Source organism: Duganella sp. FT27W, from assembly GCF_009295655.1.
In the GTDB taxonomy this organism is placed as follows: Bacteria; Pseudomonadota; Gammaproteobacteria; order Burkholderiales; family Burkholderiaceae_D; genus Rugamonas; species Rugamonas zoogloeoides.
Window position 1 is genome coordinate 783,870 of the sequence record NZ_WHIV01000005.1, and the last position, 17,038, is coordinate 800,907.

Consider the following 17,038-nt stretch of genomic DNA (forward strand, 5'->3'; position numbering starts at 1 on the left):
CGCCTCGCATGATAGTCGTGCATAATGCGAAACAGTGTCTTATGTCTTATAGAAGAGTAGTGCGCTTCTTGATCCTGGAGCAGCATTGTAGCTGTTTGCCTGGTGTCCCCTGGTGCCCATTTAGGAGTACGCGATGTACCAACATATCAATGTCCCCGCCGACGGCCAGAAAATCACCGTCAACGCCGATTTTTCCCTGAATGTACCAGATAACCCGATCATCCCCTTCATCGAGGGCGATGGTACCGGCATCGACGTGACGCCGGTGATGATCAAGGTGGTCGATGCCGCTGTCGCCAGGGCGTACGGCGGCGCCCGCAAGATCCACTGGATGGAAATTTACTCGGGCGAAAAATCGACCCGCGTGTATGGTCCCGACGTCTGGCTGCCCGAAGAAACCCTGGCCGTGCTCAAGGACTACGTGGTGTCGATCAAGGGGCCGCTGACCACGCCGGTAGGCGGTGGCATCCGCTCGCTCAACGTGGCGCTGCGCCAGCAGTTGGACTTGTACGTGTGCCTGCGCCCGGTGCGCTACTTCCCCGGCGTGCCGTCGCCGGTCAAGGAGCCGGAAAAAACCCAGATGGTGATCTTCCGTGAAAACTCCGAAGACATCTATGCCGGCATCGAGTACGAGCAGGGTTCGGAAGGCGCGAAAAAACTGATCGACTTCCTGGTCAGGGAAATGGGCGTCAAGAAGATCCGCTTCCCGGAAACTTCGGGCATCGGCGTCAAGCCGGTCTCGATCGAAGGCACGCAGCGCCTGGTGCGCAAGGCGTTGCAGTACGCCATCGACAACGACAAGCCTTCGGTGACCATCGTCCACAAGGGCAACATCATGAAGTACACCGAGGGTGGCTTCCGTGACTGGGCCTACCAGGTGGCGGTCGAGGAATTCGGCGCCGAGCTGATCGACGGCGGTCCGTGGTGCAAATTCAAGAACCCGAAGACCGGCCGCGACATCGTCATCAAGGATTCGATCGCTGATGCATTCTTGCAACAAATTCTGCTGCGTCCGGCCGAGTACAGCGTGATTGCCACCCTGAACCTGAACGGCGACTACATCTCCGACGCGCTGGCAGCCCAGGTGGGCGGCATCGGCATCGCCCCGGGCGCCAATATGTCCGACTCGGTGGCCATGTTCGAAGCCACCCACGGCACCGCGCCCAAGTATGCCGGCAAGGATTACGTCAACCCCGGTTCGCTGATCCTGTCGGCCGAAATGATGTTGCGCCACATGGGCTGGACCGAGGCGGCCAACCTGGTCATCAAGGCCATGGAGCGTTCGATCATCTCGAAAAAAGTCACCTACGATTTCGCCCGCCTGATGGACGGCGCCACCCAGGTCTCGTGCTCGGGCTTTGGCGAGGTGATGGTCGAGAATATGGAGTAGGGTTCAAATCACCGGAGTGCGCGGGCGTCATCTTCGAAAGAGGGTGGCGCCCGTTCTGTTTGTGAGAACGCAATTCAAAGATGAGAACGTTGATATAGCTTGGCCAGTCCCGGTATGATAACTTGAACTGTACGCAATCAACGTATATCATGGACGCAAGCTTCGTCGAATTGCCATCGTTCCAGCGCCATCGTTCACAGTATTTTGATGACGAGGAATTTCTCGAATTTCAGCGTTTTCTTTTGCAGCACCCGGATGCTGGTGCTGTGATACAGGGAACCGGAGGGTTGCGCAAAGTGCGCTTCGCCGACTCGTCCAGGCAAAAAGGCAAGCGCGGCGGACTGCGTCTCATCTACTACCACTGGGTTCAGGGCAGCCAATTCTGGTTGTTTACCGTGTATGGCAAAGACGTACAGGACGATCTGAGCGCTGAGCAGAAAAAAGTGCTCAGGCACATGTTAAATGCTGAACTTCAAGCGAGAGCGACATCATGAGCAGGGATATTTTTACTGAACTGACGGAAGGCTTCGACGCGCTGGCGCAGTCGCGCGCGGGCAAGCTCACCTTGCGCACCCACACGCCTCAACTTCCAGCCCTCGAGGCTGTCGATGGCGCGCAATTAATCGCCCTGCGTGAAGACTTTAAGATGTCGCGCCCGGTATTTGCGATGTACCTGCGGGTCAATGCGCGCACGCTGGAAAACTGGGAGCAGGGGCGCGCCAAGCCCAATGCGCAGGCCACCACGCTGATCCGCCTGCTGCAAAAATACCCGGGTACGCTCGAACAGTTGGCGACACTGGCGTGATCCGCGCCAGTGCTGGGCGTGGACTACCGTCGGATCGCAACAACACTTTGCTGTGGGCGAGGTCGGCAGTACGGGCGAAAAAAAACCCCGCAGACGGGGTTTTTGTACATCGATGCCACCAAATTACGTGGACTGGATGTTGGAAGCTTGCTTGCCTTTAGGGCCTTGCGTGACTTCGAATTGAACTTTTTGACCTTCTTTGAGGGTCTTAAAACCGTTCATGTTGATTGCGGAGAAGTGCGCGAACAAATCTTCGCCGCCGTCATCTGGAGTGATGAAGCCAAAACCTTTGGAATCATTGAACCACTTAACAGTACCTGTTGCCATAAAAAGAACTTTCAAAATTAAAACTGATCACACGAGCCATAAAAGCAAGATGCTTCTTGCCCCTCCTCACGCCTCACTTCTTATCAACATGTACATTTCTGCACGGAGCCGATAACGCATTGTTAGCGGACCAAATTTGAAAGTCAAGAAGATTTATGGGCATTTTGTTACTTTTAATCGAATTGGTTGAAAAGCAACTCTTGTAATTGACAAACCGGACGCCATCTGCGGCAAGTCAGGAAAACGCGTAAGATGGAAAACAATTAGTTGTGCATGGTGAAATGCACATTGCATCAACCCCGAAAGCATTAGAATATAAGCGTATGGCAACCAAGCATGACACCGAAACCCTACTGGAGCGGCAAGCGCTGAAACCCCCACCGTTGTTCCAGGTGGCGCTGCTCAATGACGACTACACGCCCATGGAGTTCGTCGTTGCCATCATCCAGGAGTATTTCAACAAAGACCGTGAAACAGCCACGCAAATAATGCTCAGTGTTCATCGCTACGGCAAAGGAGTGTGCGGCGTGTTCTCAAAAGATATAGCCAGTACCAAAGTGGAGTTCGTTTTAACGCACGCACGCAAGGCGGGGCATCCCCTGCAATGCGTGATGGAGGAAGTATGATTGCGCAGGAATTGGAAGTAAGTTTGCACATGGCGTTTGTCGAAGCACGACAGGCACGGCACGAATTCATCACGGTGGAGCACTTGCTGCTCGCTCTGCTGGACAACCCATCGGCTGCCGAAGTGTTGCGCGCATGTGCCGTCAACATCGAGGATCTGCGCAAGACCTTGACCAACTTCATCGGCGATAATACGCCGACGGTGCCTGGCACCGGCGAAGTCGATACCCAGCCGACGCTCGGTTTCCAGCGTGTCATCCAGCGTGCCATCATGCACGTGCAGTCCGCTTCGAACGGCAAGAAGGAAGTGACCGGCGCCAACGTGCTCGTCGCCATCTTCGGCGAGAAGGACTCGCACGCCGTCTACTACCTGCACCAGCAGGGCGTGACCCGTCTCGACGTGGTCAATTTCATTTCGCACGGTGTACGCAAGGACCAGCAATCGGATGCCGCCAAGGCGTCCGAGGGCGTGGAAGAGGGTGCCCCGGGCGCCGAGGGCCAGCCGAAGGAAAGCCCGCTCGACCAGTTCACGCAAAACCTCAACAAGTCCGCTGCCGAAGGCAAGATCGATCCGCTGATCGGCCGCGACGAGGAAGTCGATCGCGTGATCCAGATCCTGTGCCGTCGCCGCAAGAACAATCCGCTGCTGGTCGGCGAAGCCGGCGTGGGTAAAACCGCGATTGCCGAAGGCCTGGCCTACCGCATCACCCAGGGCGACGTGCCTGAAATCCTGCAAAGCGCCGTGGTGTATTCGCTGGACATGGGCGCGCTGCTGGCCGGCACCAAGTATCGCGGCGATTTCGAACAGCGCCTCAAGGCCGTCCTCAAGCAGCTCAAGGACAACCCGGCCGGCATCCTGTTCATCGACGAGATCCACACCATCATCGGCGCCGGTTCGGCGTCGGGCGGCACGCTCGATGCATCGAACCTGCTCAAGCCGGCGTTGGCCAATGGTCAGCTCAAGTGCATCGGTGCGACCACCTACACCGAGTTCCGCGGCGTGTTCGAAAAAGACCACGCGCTGTCGCGCCGCTTCCAGAAAGTGGACGTCAACGAGCCGACCGTCGAGCAGACCGTGCAAATTCTGCGTGGCCTAAAATCGCGCTTCGAGGAGCACCACGGCGTCAAATACACGTCGTCGGCTCTGTCTACGGCGGCCGAACTGGCAGCGCGCTTCATCAACGACCGCCATCTGCCCGACAAGGCCATCGACGTGATCGACGAAGCCGGTGCGGCGCAACGCATCCTGCCGAAATCGAAGCAGAAGAAAACCATCGGCAAAACCGAGATCGAGGACATCATTGCCAAGATCGCGCGCATTCCGCCGCAAACGGTCAACCAGGACGATCGCAGCAAGCTGCAAACCATCGACCGCGACCTGCGCAACGTGGTGTTCGGCCAGGATCCTGCGATCGAAGCGCTGGCGTCGGCCATCAAGATGGCGCGCGCCGGCCTCGGCAAGTCCGACAAGCCGATTGGTTCGTTCCTGTTCTCCGGTCCGACCGGCGTGGGTAAAACCGAGGTGGCCAAGCAGCTGGCGTTCATCCTCGGCATCGACCTGATCCGCTTCGACATGTCCGAGTACATGGAGCGTCACGCGGTGTCGCGCATGATCGGCGCGCCGCCGGGCTACGTCGGTTTCGACCAGGGCGGTTTGCTCACCGAAGCCATCACCAAGAAGCCGCACGCGGTGCTGCTGCTGGACGAAATTGAAAAAGCCCACCCGGACATTTTCAACATCCTGCTGCAGGTGATGGACCATGGCACGCTGACCGACAACAACGGCCGCAAGGCGGACTTCCGCAACGTGATCATCATCATGACCACCAACGCGGGCGCCGAGAGTTTGCAAAAGGCCACCATCGGCTTCACCAACTCCAAGCAGGCCGGCGACGAGATGGGCGACATCAAGCGCATGTTCACGCCGGAGTTCCGCAACCGTATCGACGCGATCATCAGCTTCCGTGCGCTGGACGAGGAAATCATCCTGCGCGTGGTGGACAAATTCCTGATGCAGCTGGAAGAGCAGCTGCATGAGAAAAAGGTCGAAGCGATCTTCACCGAGAAGCTGCGCAAGTTCCTCGGCAAGAAAGGCTTCGATCCGCTGATGGGCGCGCGCCCGATGGCGCGCCTGATCCAGGACATGATCCGCAAAGCGCTGGCCGACGAACTGCTGTTCGGCCGACTGGTCACCGGCGGCAAGGTCACCGTGGACCTGGACGAGAAGGACGTGGTCAAGCTGGAGTTCCCGGAACCGCCGGACGCGGCGCCCACCCTGTCACCGGAAACGGTGGAAGTGGACTAAGCGTCAACGCTGGCACAAAAACCCGCCCACGCAAGTGGCGCGGGTTTTTTTACGTCCCGATTTTTGCCTGCGGCAGCCCGAGCTGTGCCAGAATTGTCGTTCAATCCGACAACTTAACCTGGTCTCCATGAAACTGTCCCGCCTGTCGCAACTGTTGCTGTCCACCGGCCTGCTGGCCACCCAGATCGGCGCCCACGCCGCCGACGCCTACTACCGATTCCCTGCCATCCGTGGCGACGCCGTGGTGTTCACCGCCGAAGGCGACTTGTGGAAGACTGGCGCCCAGGGCGGCGCGGCCCAGCGCCTGACCACGCACGCCGCTGCCGAAACCAACGCCGCCATCTCGCACGACGGCCGCTGGGTGGCGTTTACCGGCGCCTACGAAGGCGGGCAGGAAGCCTATGTGATGCCGCTCGCTGGCGGCCTGCCACGGCGCATCACGTTTGAAAATGGCGCCGTGACGGTGCTGGGCTGGACCGCGCAGGGCGAGGTGCTGGTCAGCACCCAGGACAGCAAGGGACCGTCGGCGCACCGCATCGTCGCAGCCGTCACGCCCACCACGCTGGCGCGCCGCGTGTTTGCCGTGGCCGATGCCAACGACGCCGTGCTCGACGACGCCGGCAAAACTTTGTACTTCACCCGCTACGGCCTGGCGCTCACCAACGACAACGTCAAGAACTACCGGGGCGGGGCGCACGCGCAGCTGTGGCGCTACGATGTCGATGGCAAGGCCGAGGCGGTGCAACTGCTGGCGTCCGATGCCGGCAATAGCAAAAGGCCGATGTGGTGGCAGGGTCGCCTGTATTTCATCAGCGACCGCGATGGCGCCGATAACATCTGGTCGATGACGGCCGCTGGCGCCGACCTGCGCCAGCACACGCGCCACCAGGAATGGGATGTGCGCAACGCCGCGCTGGGCGACGGCCGTATCGCCTACCAGCTGGGCGCCGACGTGCACGTGCTGGACCTGGCGTCGGCCAGCGACCGCCCGCTGGCAATCGACCTGGTGTCCGACTTCGACCAGCAGCGCGTACGCCAGATCCGCTCGCCGCTGGAGCAGCTGACCAACGTCCAGCTGGCGGGTACGCGCGAGCGGCTGGTGCTCACTGCGCGCGGGCGCGTGAGCCTGGCCGGCACCGGCGCCCAGCGCCGCGTGGAAATCGCCATTCCCGAAGGTGCGCGGGCGCGCGAGGCGGTATTCAGCCACGACGAGCGCTGGGTGTATGCCATCGTCGATACCACCGGCGAAAACGAAATCTGGAAGTACCCGGCCGATGGCTCGGGACCGGGCGAACGCCTCACAAAAGACGGCATCAGTCACCGCTGGCAACTGTACCCGTCGCCGGACGGGCGCTGGCTGGGCCACACCGACAAGAAGGGCCGCTTCTGGCTGCTGGACCTGGCCACCAAGACCAATGTCGTGATCGACGACGCCGGCAAGGCGGGCGTGGACAAGCACGACGAAATCGTCTGGTCGGCGGATAGTAAAAACCTGGCCATCGTGCGCGCCGCCAGTACCGAGCAGCGCGAGCAGATCGGCCTGTACAACCTGGCTTCAAAACAGCTGGCGTTCGTCACCAGCGACCGGTTCACGTCCGGCGCGCCGGTGTTTTCGTCGGACGGCAAGTGGTTGTACTTCCTCTCGGCCCGCAACTTCACGCTGGCCAACGGTTCGCCGTGGGGCGACCGCAATATGGGCCCCGTGTTCGACAAGCGCACCGGCGTGTATGCGCTGGCGCTGCAGCCGGGTAACCGCTTCCCGTTCAAGCCGGACGATGAACTGAGCCTGCCGGGCGAAAAGAGCGCGGTCGGCACCGAGGACAAGGCGGTTGAACAGGCGGCTGAAAAAGCGGCAGAAAAAGCCGTGGAAAAAGTCTCCAAGACCACCGACGCCAAGCCGAAGGCCAACGCCGGCAAGACACTGCCGGCCATCGTGTTTGCCGGCTTGCAGGACCGCCTGTACGAGGTGCCGCTGGCGCCGGGGAACTATCGCGCGCTGGCGATGGACGACAAGCGCCTGTACTACCTCGAGAGCGAAGCGCCTGGCGGCAAGGCCAACCTGAAAACGCTGGCGATTGCCGCCAACGGCCCGCAGCCGGAAACCTTTGCCAGCGGCGTGCGCGAGTTCGACCTGGCGCAGGACAAAAAGCATGTTTACTATCGCACCTTTGCCGCCGGGCCGGGCGAGATGATCATCGTCGATGCGGGCGCCAAGGCGCCAGCCGATATCTCCAAGGCCAGGGTCAAGGTGGACGACTGGAGTTTTACGTCCAACCCGCGCCTGGAGTGGAAGCAGATGTTCAATGACGCCTGGCGCATGCACCGCGATTTCCTCTACGACGCCAATATGCGCGGCGTGGACTGGGCCGGCGTGCGCCAGAAGTATGCGCCGCTGGTCGAGCGCGTGACCGACCGCGCGGAACTCAACGATATCCTGGGCATGATGGTGAGCGAAGTGGGCGCGCTGCACTCGCAGATCCGACCCGGCGACTTGCGCCGCTCGGCGCCGGAAGGCACGCCGGCCGGCCTGGGCGCGCTGTTCACGCGCGTTGCCGATGGCTACCAGGTCGATCACATCTACCGCAGCGAACCGGAACTGCCGTCCGAGCGCGGACCTTTGGCGCAGGCCGGCGTGGACATCAAGGAGGGCGAGATCATCACCGCCGTCAACGGCAAGCCGGCCAGCGAAGCGCGCGACATCGCCGACCTGCTGCTCAACCAGGCCGGCAAGCAGGTGCTCTTGCAGGTCAAGGACAAGAACAACCGCAGCCGGCCGGTGATCGTGCTGCCCGTGGATATGACCAAACAGGCGGCGCTGCGCTACAGCGACTGGGAACAGAGCCGCGCACGCCAGGTGGAGGCGGCGTCCGGCGGACGTATCGGCTACCTGCACCTGCGCGCCATGGGCGCGCGCGACATCGCCTCGTTCGCACGCGACTTCTACGCCAACGTCAACCGCGAGGGCCTGATCATCGACGTGCGCCGCAATAACGGCGGCAATATCGACAGCTGGATCATCGAAAAACTGCTGCGCAAGGCGTGGGCCTTCTGGTCGTCGCCGGGCAGCCAGCCCGCTCCGAACATGCAGACCACGTTCCGCGGCCACCTGGTGGTGCTGATCGACCAGCTGACGTATTCCGACGGCGAGACCTTTGCCGCGGGCGTCAAGGCGCTGGGCCTGGCCCCGCTGGTGGGCATGCGCACTGCCGGCGCCGGCGTGTGGCTCAGCGATAACAATCGCCTGAGCGACGACGGCATGGCACGGGTGGCGCAGAACGGCCAGTTCAATACGGCCGACGGCCACTGGCTGATCGAAGGCGTGGGTGTGACGCCGGACGTGGAAGTGGACAACCTGCCGCATGCCACCTTCACCGGCCAGGATCGCCAGCTGGAAGTGGCGCTGGACCTGCTGGCGAAAAAGCTCAAGGCGCAGCCGGTGCAGCCCTATACGCCGCAGAAGATCCCCGCATTGAAGTAAGGTGTGCGAAAGCGGACAGCGCCGGTGTTCGACTATGAACAGCCGCTGCTGAATGCGCGATTCCCGGCGCGGAAAGTGCCGTGGCACGCTAGTTGCAATGTCACGGCATCACCACTTCAGGATATTCAATGAAACTCCAGGACTTCCGCATCGGCTGGCGCACCTTGCTGCACGAACCCGGCTACTCGCTGGTCGTGATCCTCGGCCTGGCCGTCGGCTTGTGCACCTGCATCCTGCTGCTCGGGTATGTCCGCTATTCGCTGCAATACGATGCGCACGTGCCGAACGCCGACCAGATGGTCGTGGTTACGCAGCGCTACAACGTCGATCCGCAGTCGCCGCTGCACGATGTGGCGCCGGCCTTCCTGCGCCAGACCGCCCTGGCAACGCCCGGGGTGGTGGACGCCACCGTGTTCTTCCCGTCGCGCCCCGAGACCACGCCGCTGGTGGTGCGCATCGGCGAGCATCGCCACCACTTGCAGGGACTGCTGGTGCTGCCCGGGTTTGCCGACATGCTGGGATTGCAGGCGGTGCAGGGCGACCTGCACCAGGCGCTCGCGCAACCGGATGCGGTGGTGCTCACCCAGGCCACCGCGCAGCGGCTGTTCGGCACCACCGACGCCGTGGGCCGCACCATGCAGGCCGAAGGCAAGACGGTGCGCGTGGGCGCGGTCGTGCGCACGCCGCCACCGACCACCACGATCCCGTTCGACTCGCTGCTGGGCGCGAATTCCACGCTCACCGACCCGATGGTGCGCGACGAACTGCTGACCGGCCAGCAGGGCTGGATGGGCAAGGTGCTGCTGCGGGTGACGTCCGAGGCTGCGCTGCCGGCCATCGTCGCGGCGTTGCAGCAGGCGGTCGATCGCGCACCCAGCCTGCGCAATGTGCCGCCCGAAACGCTGGCGCGGCTGGGAACGCGCAAGATCATGGACATCGGCGTCACGCCGCTGCGCCACGCCTACTTCGACCACCAGGTGCAAGGCAACCGCGTGTTCAAGCCCGGCAGCCGCGCCAACCCGGCGGTGGTTGCCGCGCTGGCCGCCATCGCGTTGCTGGTGCTGGCGCTGGCAGCCATCAATTACGTCAACCTGGCTACCATTCGCGTGCTGCGCCGCCAGCGCGAGGTGGCGGTGCGCAAGGTACTCGGTGCCAGTGCGCGCCGCCTGGTGCTGCACTTCGTGGTGGAATCGGTGGCGGTGTCCGTGGTGGCCACCGTGCTGGGACTGGTGCTGGCGTGGCTGGCGCTGCCGCAGTTCTCGCTGCTGATGAACCGCGATCTCGAGGGCCTGCTGTCGCTGCCGCACATCGCCGCCGCGCTGGCGCTGGGCGCCTTGCTGGGCGTGGCGACGGCGCTGTACCCGGCGTGGATCGCGGTGCGCGTGCTGCCCACGCAGGTGCTGGCGGGACGTGGGGACAGCGAATCGATGGCCGGCATGCGCTGGCGCCGCGCGCTGACTATCGGGCAGGTGGCAATCGCCATGGGCTTTGTGAGCGTGACCGCCGCCGTGGCCTGGCAGACCGCGTTCGCGCTGCGCGCCTCGCCGGGCTTCGATCCGGCACCGTTCGTCATTGTCGATCTGCCGGCGCCGGTGCGTGACAGCGCGCCCGCGCGCGCGTTCATGACCGCGCTGGCCGCGCAGCCGGGCGTGCAGGGCATCGCCATTTCGGAAGACCCGGTGGGACGGCTCGACCAGGCGTGGACGCGCGAACTGCGGCGTGAGGGCGGCCCTGGTGCTGGCATGGAAATGAAAGGCGTGAGCGCCAATTTCTTCGAGCTGTATCGCATCGCGCCCGAAGCCGGACGGCTGTTCCAGGCGGCGCTGGACAAGGAAGACGATCCCGTGCCGGTGGTGCTCAACGCGATTGCCACCCGCGACCTTGGCTTTGCCTCGCCGCAGGCGGCGGTTGGGCAGGTGGTGCTGTTTACCGGCTTCGACGGCAAGGTCGTGCGCAAGCGCGTGGTGGGCATCGCGCCCGACCTGCATTTCCATACGCTGCGCGAGGCGCCGCGCGCCACCGCCTACGAGTTATGGACGGCGGGCGTGGCGCTGAGTGTGCGCGCATCGGCACCGGCCGCGCAGGTGGAAGCGCTGGTGCGCGACCTGTGGCCGCGCTACTTCCCCGATGCGATCATGCATACCGAGCGCGCCGGCGCTATCCTGGCGGCGAACTACGCCGACGAATCGCGCTTGTCCACGCTGCTGGTCATTGCCACCGCCATCGCGCTGGCGATTGCCGCCTTCGGCACCTACGTGTTGTCGGCTACCACCGTGCAGCGCCGCGCCAGGGAGATCGTGCTGCGCAAGCTGCACGGCGCGCGTAGCCGCGATATCGCTCTGCTGGTAGTGCGCGACACGGGTGTGCTGGTGCTGGTAGCCGCCATCGTCGGCTTGCCGCTGGCGGCACTGGCCATCCAGCGCTACCTGGCCGGCTACGTGGCGCATGCACCGGGCGGCTACTGGACCTTGCTGCTGTCGCTGGCAATGACTGTCATGGTGGCGCTGCTGGCAATAGCGCGGCAGGCGCGCGTGGCCATGCGCATGGCGCCAGCGGATGCGCTGCGCGCCTGAGCGCCATCAGAAATTGGTCAGGCTACGGAACTGGGCGGCGCGGCGGCGCGACACTTCGATCTCCGCGCCATCGCGCAGCGTCAGATCCAGCCCGCCCGCGTCATTGGACACCACCCGCTCGACGAAGCCGAGATTGACGATGTGGCGGCGGCTGGCGCGGAAAAACCTTTGCGGATCGAGCCGTTCTTCGAGCTGGCTCAGGGAGCGCAGCATCAGCGGCTGGTGCATGTCGAAATAGGCGCGCGTGTAATTACCCTCGGACTCGAACAGGCGGATGTCGTCGAGGGCGACGAACCAGCAACGTTCGCCGTCCTTGATGAACAGTTTTTGGGGCATGGCGGCGGGTGTGGCTGCCGGCAGCACATCGGTAAAGCGTTGCGCCGCGCAGCGCTGCAGCGCCGCCGCCATGCGCGCCGGCTGGATCGGCTTTTGCAGGTAGTCGAGCGCGTTGACTTCGAACGCCTGCAAGGCGTAGCGGTCGAAGGCGGTGGTAAAAATCACCTGCGGCGCGGCGTCGAGGGCGGCCAGCATGTCGAAACCGCTACCGCCCGGCATTTGCACGTCGAGGAACACCAGGTCGGGTTTTAACGCGGCGATCTGCTGCATGCCGTCGGCGGCGTTGGCTGCTTCGCCGACGATGTCCACGTACGGGTGCGTCGCCAGCAGGCGCCGCAATTCGGCACGCGCCAGGCGCTCGTCATCGATCAGCAGTACCCGCATGGTTTGCATCATGGCAGCTCCGGCACGGTCATGGTGGCGCGCACCCAGCCACCGTCTTCGGTCAGGTCGAGCCGGGCGCCGGCGCCCAGTATCAACGCCAGCCGCTGGCGCGTGTTGGCCAGCCCCACCCGGGTGGAATCGGTGAACGGCGCCAGCGCGCCATGGTTGGCGATGTCGATGCGCACTGCCTGGTCGGTGTCGCGCCACGCGCGGATGCGGATGTCGCTGCCGGTGGGACTGGCCTCCACGCCGTACTTGACGGCGTTTTCCACCAGCGTTTGCAAGGTCATGGGCGGAATGCGCACCGCGTCCATGCCCGGACCGATATCGATGGCGATGCGCAGCCGCTCCTCGAAGCGGATTTTCTCGATCGCCAGGTAGGCTTGCACCGCTTCGATTTCTGCCGCCAGCGGCACGGTGTCGTGGTGGCCCGATTGCAGCGCGTAGCGCATCACGCTGGCCAGCTGGTCGATCATTTGCGCGGCCGCGTCCTGGTCCTGGTACACCAGCGCACGCACGCTGTTCATGCTGTTGAAGAAAAAGTGCGGATTGACCTGCGCCTGCAAGGCGCGCAGTTCGGCTTCTTTCGCGCTCAGTTGCAGTTGCAGCGCTTCCGCTTCGAGCCGGGCATTGCGGCGCAGGTAGGCAACCAGCATGTAAAAAATGGTCCAGACCAGGTACACGCCCCACCAGAACAGCAGCGCCCCCGGCAGCCAGCCGGCGCCATGTATCTCGCCGAACGGCTTGATGACGAAATAGCCGACCGTTTGTATCGCCGTATGTACGGCGCTGAGCAAGGGCAAAGCGATGGCGATGGTTTTCCACGATACGCGCACGCGGTTTGCAATGCGCCGCTTGAGGAACCGGCGCCACAGGTGGGAAATCAGCAGGCCGCCCGCCACGCCCCAGTAGCCAATCGCGATCGCTGCCAGTGTCCGTTCGGCGCTGGGCGTCATCGCCACCATCAGCAGCGGCAGAAAGTTCCAGCCGGCCAGCTGGAAGATCCAGTACCAGGGCAGGCGGGCGGGCAGAGGGCGGCGTTCGGTCACGAGGATTTACGGTGAGATCATTTCAGGAACTGGTCGATGCGATCATACATCCAGTCCGGGTCGTCGAGCATGATGAAGTGGCGGGCGTTGTCCGCCATCTCGATTGTCACGCCTGGCAACTGGCGGTACTGGTCCTGGTAGGTCTGCAGAAACTGCTCGCGGGTACCGAAGTTTTTATAGGCGATCCAGCTGCCCATGACCAGCGTGGGCGCCTTGATGCGGGCGATGTTCTGGCGCAGATCCTGTCCCATCAGGTCCGCCATGGCATTGGCGACGGTGGTGCGGTCCGACTCCAGGCCCCACGCCAGGGCGCGCTGCACGTCAGCTTCACCGGTGATCATGGTGCGAAGGGTTTGCAGCTGGCCGGCCTGGTGGGCGGCGGCATCCATGCCCAGCATGCGGACGCGCATGCCGGCCGCCATTTCCTTCATCTGTGCGCTGGTAATGCTGGGCATCTGCACCGCGGCCAGTGCCGGCAGGCTGTCAACAATCACCAGCCGTCCCACCTGTTCCGGGTGGTCGGCGGCCAGTTTCAGCGCCAGGAAGCCACCGAGGCTGTGGCCGACGATGACCGGTTGCGCCAGTTTGTTGGCGGCGATGTACTCGCTCAGCTGCTGTTCGGCGGTGGCCAGCAGCGGGCCGTCGATGGCCGGTACGCCGGCAAAGCCGGCCAGGGTCAGCACGTGGCAGCGGCGCGCGCCGCAATAGCGCTGGACCGTGCCGTCCCACACCGCGCCCGACGATGCCAGGCCCGGGATCAGGATCATCGGTGCGCCGCTGGTATTGCCGGTCACCTCGACCTTGAAGGCGGGGGCCGCGATGGCGGATGAGGCGAACAGCAAGCCGGCGGCGATGGCGGCAACGATGCGGGGGAAGGACATGGCGTTTCTCCGTGGTGGGTAGGTGTGGCCATGTTAGCGGTGGGGTTCACGGGCGGCGAGTGCTGGTGGATGAGCGGTCGCTGGCAGGTGATGAACGGCGTGACGCTTTTAAGGCGTGACGGTTTGATCGCCGTCCTCCGCACGCAACCGGCGCCACAGCGTGGTGCGGCTGATGCCCAGGTAATTGGCGGCCGCGTCGCGCCGGCCGCCAAAGCGGGCCAGCACCTCTGCCGTGCTTGCCGTCTCGCGGTGCGCTCGGCCGATGCTGAGCGACGATGCAGTGGCGCCGGCGGCAGGGCCATCCGCGCCGGTGTTGCCAACATCAGCGTCAACACCGGCGCCAATACCGCCATGGCCTGCCAGCTCCGGCGCCACGCCAGCAATGAACGCGGGCGTGAGCGCCTGCAGTGGCTCGGCCGCCAGGAACAGCGCCAGGCGCTCAGCCACGTTGCGCAGTTCGCGCATATTGCCGGGCCAGGCGTACGCTTGCAGCAGCGGCGCGCACGCCGCCATCTCGGCGCGCAGGTTGGGGTGCGGCCTGGCGCCGAGCGACGCCAGCGCATGCTTGAGCGACCACTCGGCCAGCGCCGCCACGTCGCCGGGCCGCGCGCGCAGCGGCGGCAGCGCCAGGCGCAGCACCGCCAGCCGGTAGAACAGGTCGGCGCGGAAGCGGCCGTCGCGCATGCGCTGCTCGAGATCGCAGTGGGTGGCGCTGATGATGCGCACGGCAACGGCGATGGGCCGGGTGCCGCCTACTCGCACCACCTGCCGTTCTTCCAGCACCCGCAGCAGCCGGGTTTGCAGCGTCAGCGGCATCTCGCCGATCTCGTCGAGGAACAGGGTGCCGTGGTTGGCCGCCTCGAACAGGCCGGCGTGGCCGCCCCGGCGCGCGCCGGTAAACGCGCCGTCTTCGTGGCCGAATAGTTCCGATTCGAGCAGCGACTCGGCGATGGCGCCGCAGTTCACCGCCACGAACGGCCGGTTCTGGCCCAGGCTGCGCGGCCCCTCGTTGTGGATCGCCTGCGCAGCCAGTTCCTTGCCGCTGCCAGTCTCGCCCTGTATCAGCACTGTGGCCGGGGATTTCGCATACAGCACCACCGACTGGCGCACAGCTTCCATGTCGGCCGATTCGCCGCGCAAGTCGGTAATGCCGTGGCGGGCGCGCAGTGTGTCGGCCCCAGCGCCCGTGGTGGCGCCGCGTGCGCGACCCCGGCCCCGGTCCATTTCAAGTTGGGTCAGGCGCGCCAGTTCCAGCGCATCGTCGAACGCATGGCGCACCGACGCCGCCGAATACACGAACACGCCCGTCAGCCCCGCCTCTTCGGCCAGGTCGGTGATGCGGCCTGCGCCGACGATGGCCTTGATGCCGGCGGCCTTTAAATCGTTGACCTGGTCGCGCGCGTCTTCCTCGGTCACGTACGTGCGCTGTGCCACGTCGATGTCGAAGGTGGTGGTGAATTCGGCCAGCTCCTGCAGCCGCTCCTGGTAGGTGACGATGCCCACGTGCGGGGACACGCGCCGCGCCCGCGCCAGCGCCTGCATCACGTCGAAGCCGCTGAAGCGGGCCACGACCACCGGCACCGACAGCCGGCTTCTCAGGTAGGCGGCGTTGGAGCCCGCCGCAATGACGGCGTCGCAGCGCTCGGTGGCCAGGCGCGCGCGGATATGGCGCACGGCGTCGTCGAAGCCGAGATGGATTTGTTCGATGGTGGCGCGGTTGTCGTATTCGAGCGTGATGTGACGAAACACATCAGACAGGCGCGAGACGGAAACGGTCCAGATGACCGGTTTGTCGTCAGGATCGAGCGGCAGGGAAGGAGGGGGGCGCATGTTTCAATTGTAGTGCAGTTGTTTCGATGTTTCAAAATGAAACAATAGTGCAACATCTAAAATTAGCAAGTGATTGATTTTAAAGGAGGTCACGGGTGGCACGGCGTTTGCAAACTACCGCCTAACTTTACCGCAACATTGAAAGGTCACCCATGAGTTATTCCGCAGGCGCCGCATTCCGCCAGGCCGTCCAAGAAGAATCGCCGTTACAGGTTGTCGGCGCCATCAACGCCAATCACGCCTTGCTGGCCAAGCGCGCCGGTTTCCGCGCCATCTATCTGTCGGGCGGCGGCGTGGCGGCCGGCTCGCTCGGCTTGCCCGACCTGGGCATCTCGAGCCTGGATGACGTGCTTACCGACATCCGCCGCATCACCGACGTGTGCGACCTGCCGCTGCTGGTCGATGCCGATACCGGTTTCGGCGCCTCGGCCTTCAATGTCGCGCGCACGGTCAAGACCATGATCAAGGCCGGCGCCGCCGCCATGCATATCGAAGACCAGGTGGGCGCCAAGCGCTGCGGCCACCGCCCCGGCAAGGAAATCGTCTCGCAGCAGGAGATGGTCGATCGCGTCAGCGCCGCTGTCGATGCGCGCACCGACGACCAGTTCGTGATCATGGCCCGCACCGACGCGCTGGCGGTCGAAGGGCTGGACGCGGCGATCGCCCGCGCGGTGGCGTGCGTGGAGGCTGGCGCCGACATGATCTTCCCGGAGGCGATGATCAGCCTCGAGATGTACAAGCAGTTCGCCGCCGCCGTAAAAGTGCCGGTGCTGGCCAATATCACCGAATTCGGTTCCACGCCGCTGTTCACGGTGGACGAGTTGCGCGACGCCGACGTGGGCCTGGTGCTCTATCCGCTGTCCGCGTTCCGCGCCATGAACAAGGCGGCTGAAAATGTGTATGGCGCGATCCGCCGCGACGGCACCCAGCAAAATGTGCTCGATACCATGCAGACGCGCGCCGAGCTGTATGAACGGATCAATTACCATAGCTTCGAACAGAAGCTCGATGCCTTGTTTGCAGCTCAAAATGCGGCCCAGAAAAAATAACGGAGAC

General features: G+C 63.8%; 13 protein-coding genes. 8 read left to right on the plus strand and 5 right to left on the minus strand.

What is annotated here, in order from left to right; all coding sequences use genetic code 11:
• The first annotated feature begins 133 nt into the window (after positions 1-133).
• From icd to F8197_RS25410, 3 genes are all read left to right on the plus strand, one after another.
• The gene (gene icd, locus F8197_RS25400; protein ID WP_152884502.1) at positions 134-1,390 is read left to right on the plus strand and encodes an NADP-dependent isocitrate dehydrogenase; all 1,257 of its coding nucleotides are present in this window, start codon (positions 134-136) and stop codon (positions 1,388-1,390) included.
• Positions 1,391-1,539: 149 nt separating this feature from the next.
• The gene (locus F8197_RS25405; RefSeq protein WP_152884504.1) at positions 1,540-1,884 is read left to right on the plus strand and encodes a toxin; all 345 of its coding nucleotides are present in this window, start codon (positions 1,540-1,542) and stop codon (positions 1,882-1,884) included.
• Positions 1,881-2,195 (plus strand): DNA-binding transcriptional regulator, encoded by a 315-nt coding sequence (locus F8197_RS25410; protein WP_152884505.1) that lies wholly within the window; start codon positions 1,881-1,883, stop codon positions 2,193-2,195. Before F8197_RS25405 ends, F8197_RS25410 begins: the two co-directional genes overlap by 4 nt.
• A gap of 123 nt (positions 2,196-2,318) precedes the next feature.
• On the opposite strand, the gene F8197_RS25415 is transcribed toward F8197_RS25410, so the two are convergent.
• Positions 2,319-2,522 carry a cold-shock protein gene (locus F8197_RS25415; protein WP_019921881.1) on the minus strand — a complete coding sequence of 68 codons (204 nt, stop codon included), beginning with the start codon at positions 2,520-2,522 and terminating at the stop codon, positions 2,319-2,321.
• A 323-nt stretch (positions 2,523-2,845) separates the two neighbouring features.
• On the opposite strand from F8197_RS25415, the gene clpS reads away from it, so the two are divergent.
• The 4 genes from clpS (at position 2,846) to F8197_RS25435 (ending at position 11,502) form a co-directional block, all read left to right on the plus strand.
• Complete coding sequence (clpS, locus tag F8197_RS25420; RefSeq protein WP_019921882.1) at positions 2,846-3,148, plus strand: ATP-dependent Clp protease adapter ClpS; 303 nt, start codon at positions 2,846-2,848, stop codon at positions 3,146-3,148.
• Entirely contained in the window at positions 3,145-5,451 is a 2,307-nt protein-coding gene (gene clpA, locus F8197_RS25425; protein ID WP_152884507.1) for an ATP-dependent Clp protease ATP-binding subunit ClpA, read from the plus strand. The genes clpS and clpA overlap by 4 nt, the downstream gene beginning before the upstream one ends.
• Before the next feature lie 127 nt (positions 5,452-5,578).
• Positions 5,579-8,929: a S41 family peptidase gene (locus F8197_RS25430; RefSeq protein ID WP_152884509.1), complete on the plus strand. Its 3,351-nt coding sequence runs from the start codon at positions 5,579-5,581 to the stop codon at positions 8,927-8,929.
• A 128-nt stretch (positions 8,930-9,057) separates the two neighbouring features.
• Positions 9,058-11,502: an FtsX-like permease family protein gene (locus tag F8197_RS25435; protein ID WP_152884515.1), complete on the plus strand. Its 2,445-nt coding sequence runs from the start codon at positions 9,058-9,060 to the stop codon at positions 11,500-11,502.
• Positions 11,503-11,508: 6 nt separating this feature from the next.
• Here the strand turns inward: F8197_RS25435 and F8197_RS25440 are convergent, their stop codons facing one another.
• The 4 genes from F8197_RS25440 to prpR all read right to left on the minus strand — a co-directional run bounded on the left by F8197_RS25440 (position 11,509) and on the right by prpR (position 15,982).
• A complete protein-coding gene (locus F8197_RS25440) occupies positions 11,509-12,234 on the minus strand; it encodes a LytTR family DNA-binding domain-containing protein (protein WP_227012406.1) in 726 nt (241 codons plus the stop codon).
• Positions 12,231-13,271 carry a sensor histidine kinase gene (locus F8197_RS25445; RefSeq protein ID WP_373996975.1) on the minus strand — a complete coding sequence of 347 codons (1,041 nt, stop codon included), beginning with the start codon at positions 13,269-13,271 and terminating at the stop codon, positions 12,231-12,233. Before F8197_RS25445 ends, F8197_RS25440 begins: the two co-directional genes overlap by 4 nt.
• A gap of 17 nt (positions 13,272-13,288) precedes the next feature.
• Positions 13,289-14,152, minus strand: coding sequence for an alpha/beta fold hydrolase (locus tag F8197_RS25450; RefSeq protein ID WP_152884516.1), 864 nt, complete (start codon positions 14,150-14,152; stop codon positions 13,289-13,291).
• Between the two features lie 108 nt (positions 14,153-14,260).
• On the minus strand, positions 14,261-15,982 hold the full coding sequence (gene prpR / locus F8197_RS25455) for a propionate catabolism operon regulatory protein PrpR (protein ID WP_152884517.1): 1,722 nt from the start codon (positions 15,980-15,982) through the stop codon (positions 14,261-14,263).
• Between the two features lie 152 nt (positions 15,983-16,134).
• On the opposite strand from prpR, the gene prpB reads away from it, so the two are divergent.
• Positions 16,135-17,031 carry a methylisocitrate lyase gene (gene prpB / locus F8197_RS25460; RefSeq protein WP_056139143.1) on the plus strand — a complete coding sequence of 299 codons (897 nt, stop codon included), beginning with the start codon at positions 16,135-16,137 and terminating at the stop codon, positions 17,029-17,031.
• Positions 17,032-17,038: the final 7 nt, after the last annotated feature.

What these genes read in the sequence shown, in the direction of transcription:
- prpB (WP_056139143.1), top strand. Translation starts at nt 16,135, where the DNA reads ATGAGTTATTCCGCAGGCGCCGCATTCCGCCAGGCCGTCCAAGAAGAA.
- F8197_RS25405 (WP_152884504.1), top strand. Translation starts at nt 1,540, where the DNA reads ATGGACGCAAGCTTCGTCGAATTGCCATCGTTCCAGCGCCATCGTTCA.
- F8197_RS25430 (WP_152884509.1), top strand. Translation starts at nt 5,579, where the DNA reads ATGAAACTGTCCCGCCTGTCGCAACTGTTGCTGTCCACCGGCCTGCTG.
- icd (WP_152884502.1), top strand. Translation starts at nt 134, where the DNA reads ATGTACCAACATATCAATGTCCCCGCCGACGGCCAGAAAATCACCGTC.
- clpS (WP_019921882.1), top strand. Translation starts at nt 2,846, where the DNA reads ATGGCAACCAAGCATGACACCGAAACCCTACTGGAGCGGCAAGCGCTG.
- F8197_RS25435 (WP_152884515.1), top strand. Translation starts at nt 9,058, where the DNA reads ATGAAACTCCAGGACTTCCGCATCGGCTGGCGCACCTTGCTGCACGAA.
- F8197_RS25440 (WP_227012406.1), bottom strand. Translation starts at nt 12,234, where the DNA reads ATGATGCAAACCATGCGGGTACTGCTGATCGATGACGAGCGCCTGGCG.
- F8197_RS25450 (WP_152884516.1), bottom strand. Translation starts at nt 14,152, where the DNA reads ATGTCCTTCCCCCGCATCGTTGCCGCCATCGCCGCCGGCTTGCTGTTC.
- F8197_RS25410 (WP_152884505.1), top strand. Translation starts at nt 1,881, where the DNA reads ATGAGCAGGGATATTTTTACTGAACTGACGGAAGGCTTCGACGCGCTG.
- prpR (WP_152884517.1), bottom strand. Translation starts at nt 15,982, where the DNA reads ATGCGCCCCCCTCCTTCCCTGCCGCTCGATCCTGACGACAAACCGGTC.
- clpA (WP_152884507.1), top strand. Translation starts at nt 3,145, where the DNA reads ATGATTGCGCAGGAATTGGAAGTAAGTTTGCACATGGCGTTTGTCGAA.
- F8197_RS25415 (WP_019921881.1), bottom strand. Translation starts at nt 2,522, where the DNA reads ATGGCAACAGGTACTGTTAAGTGGTTCAATGATTCCAAAGGTTTTGGC.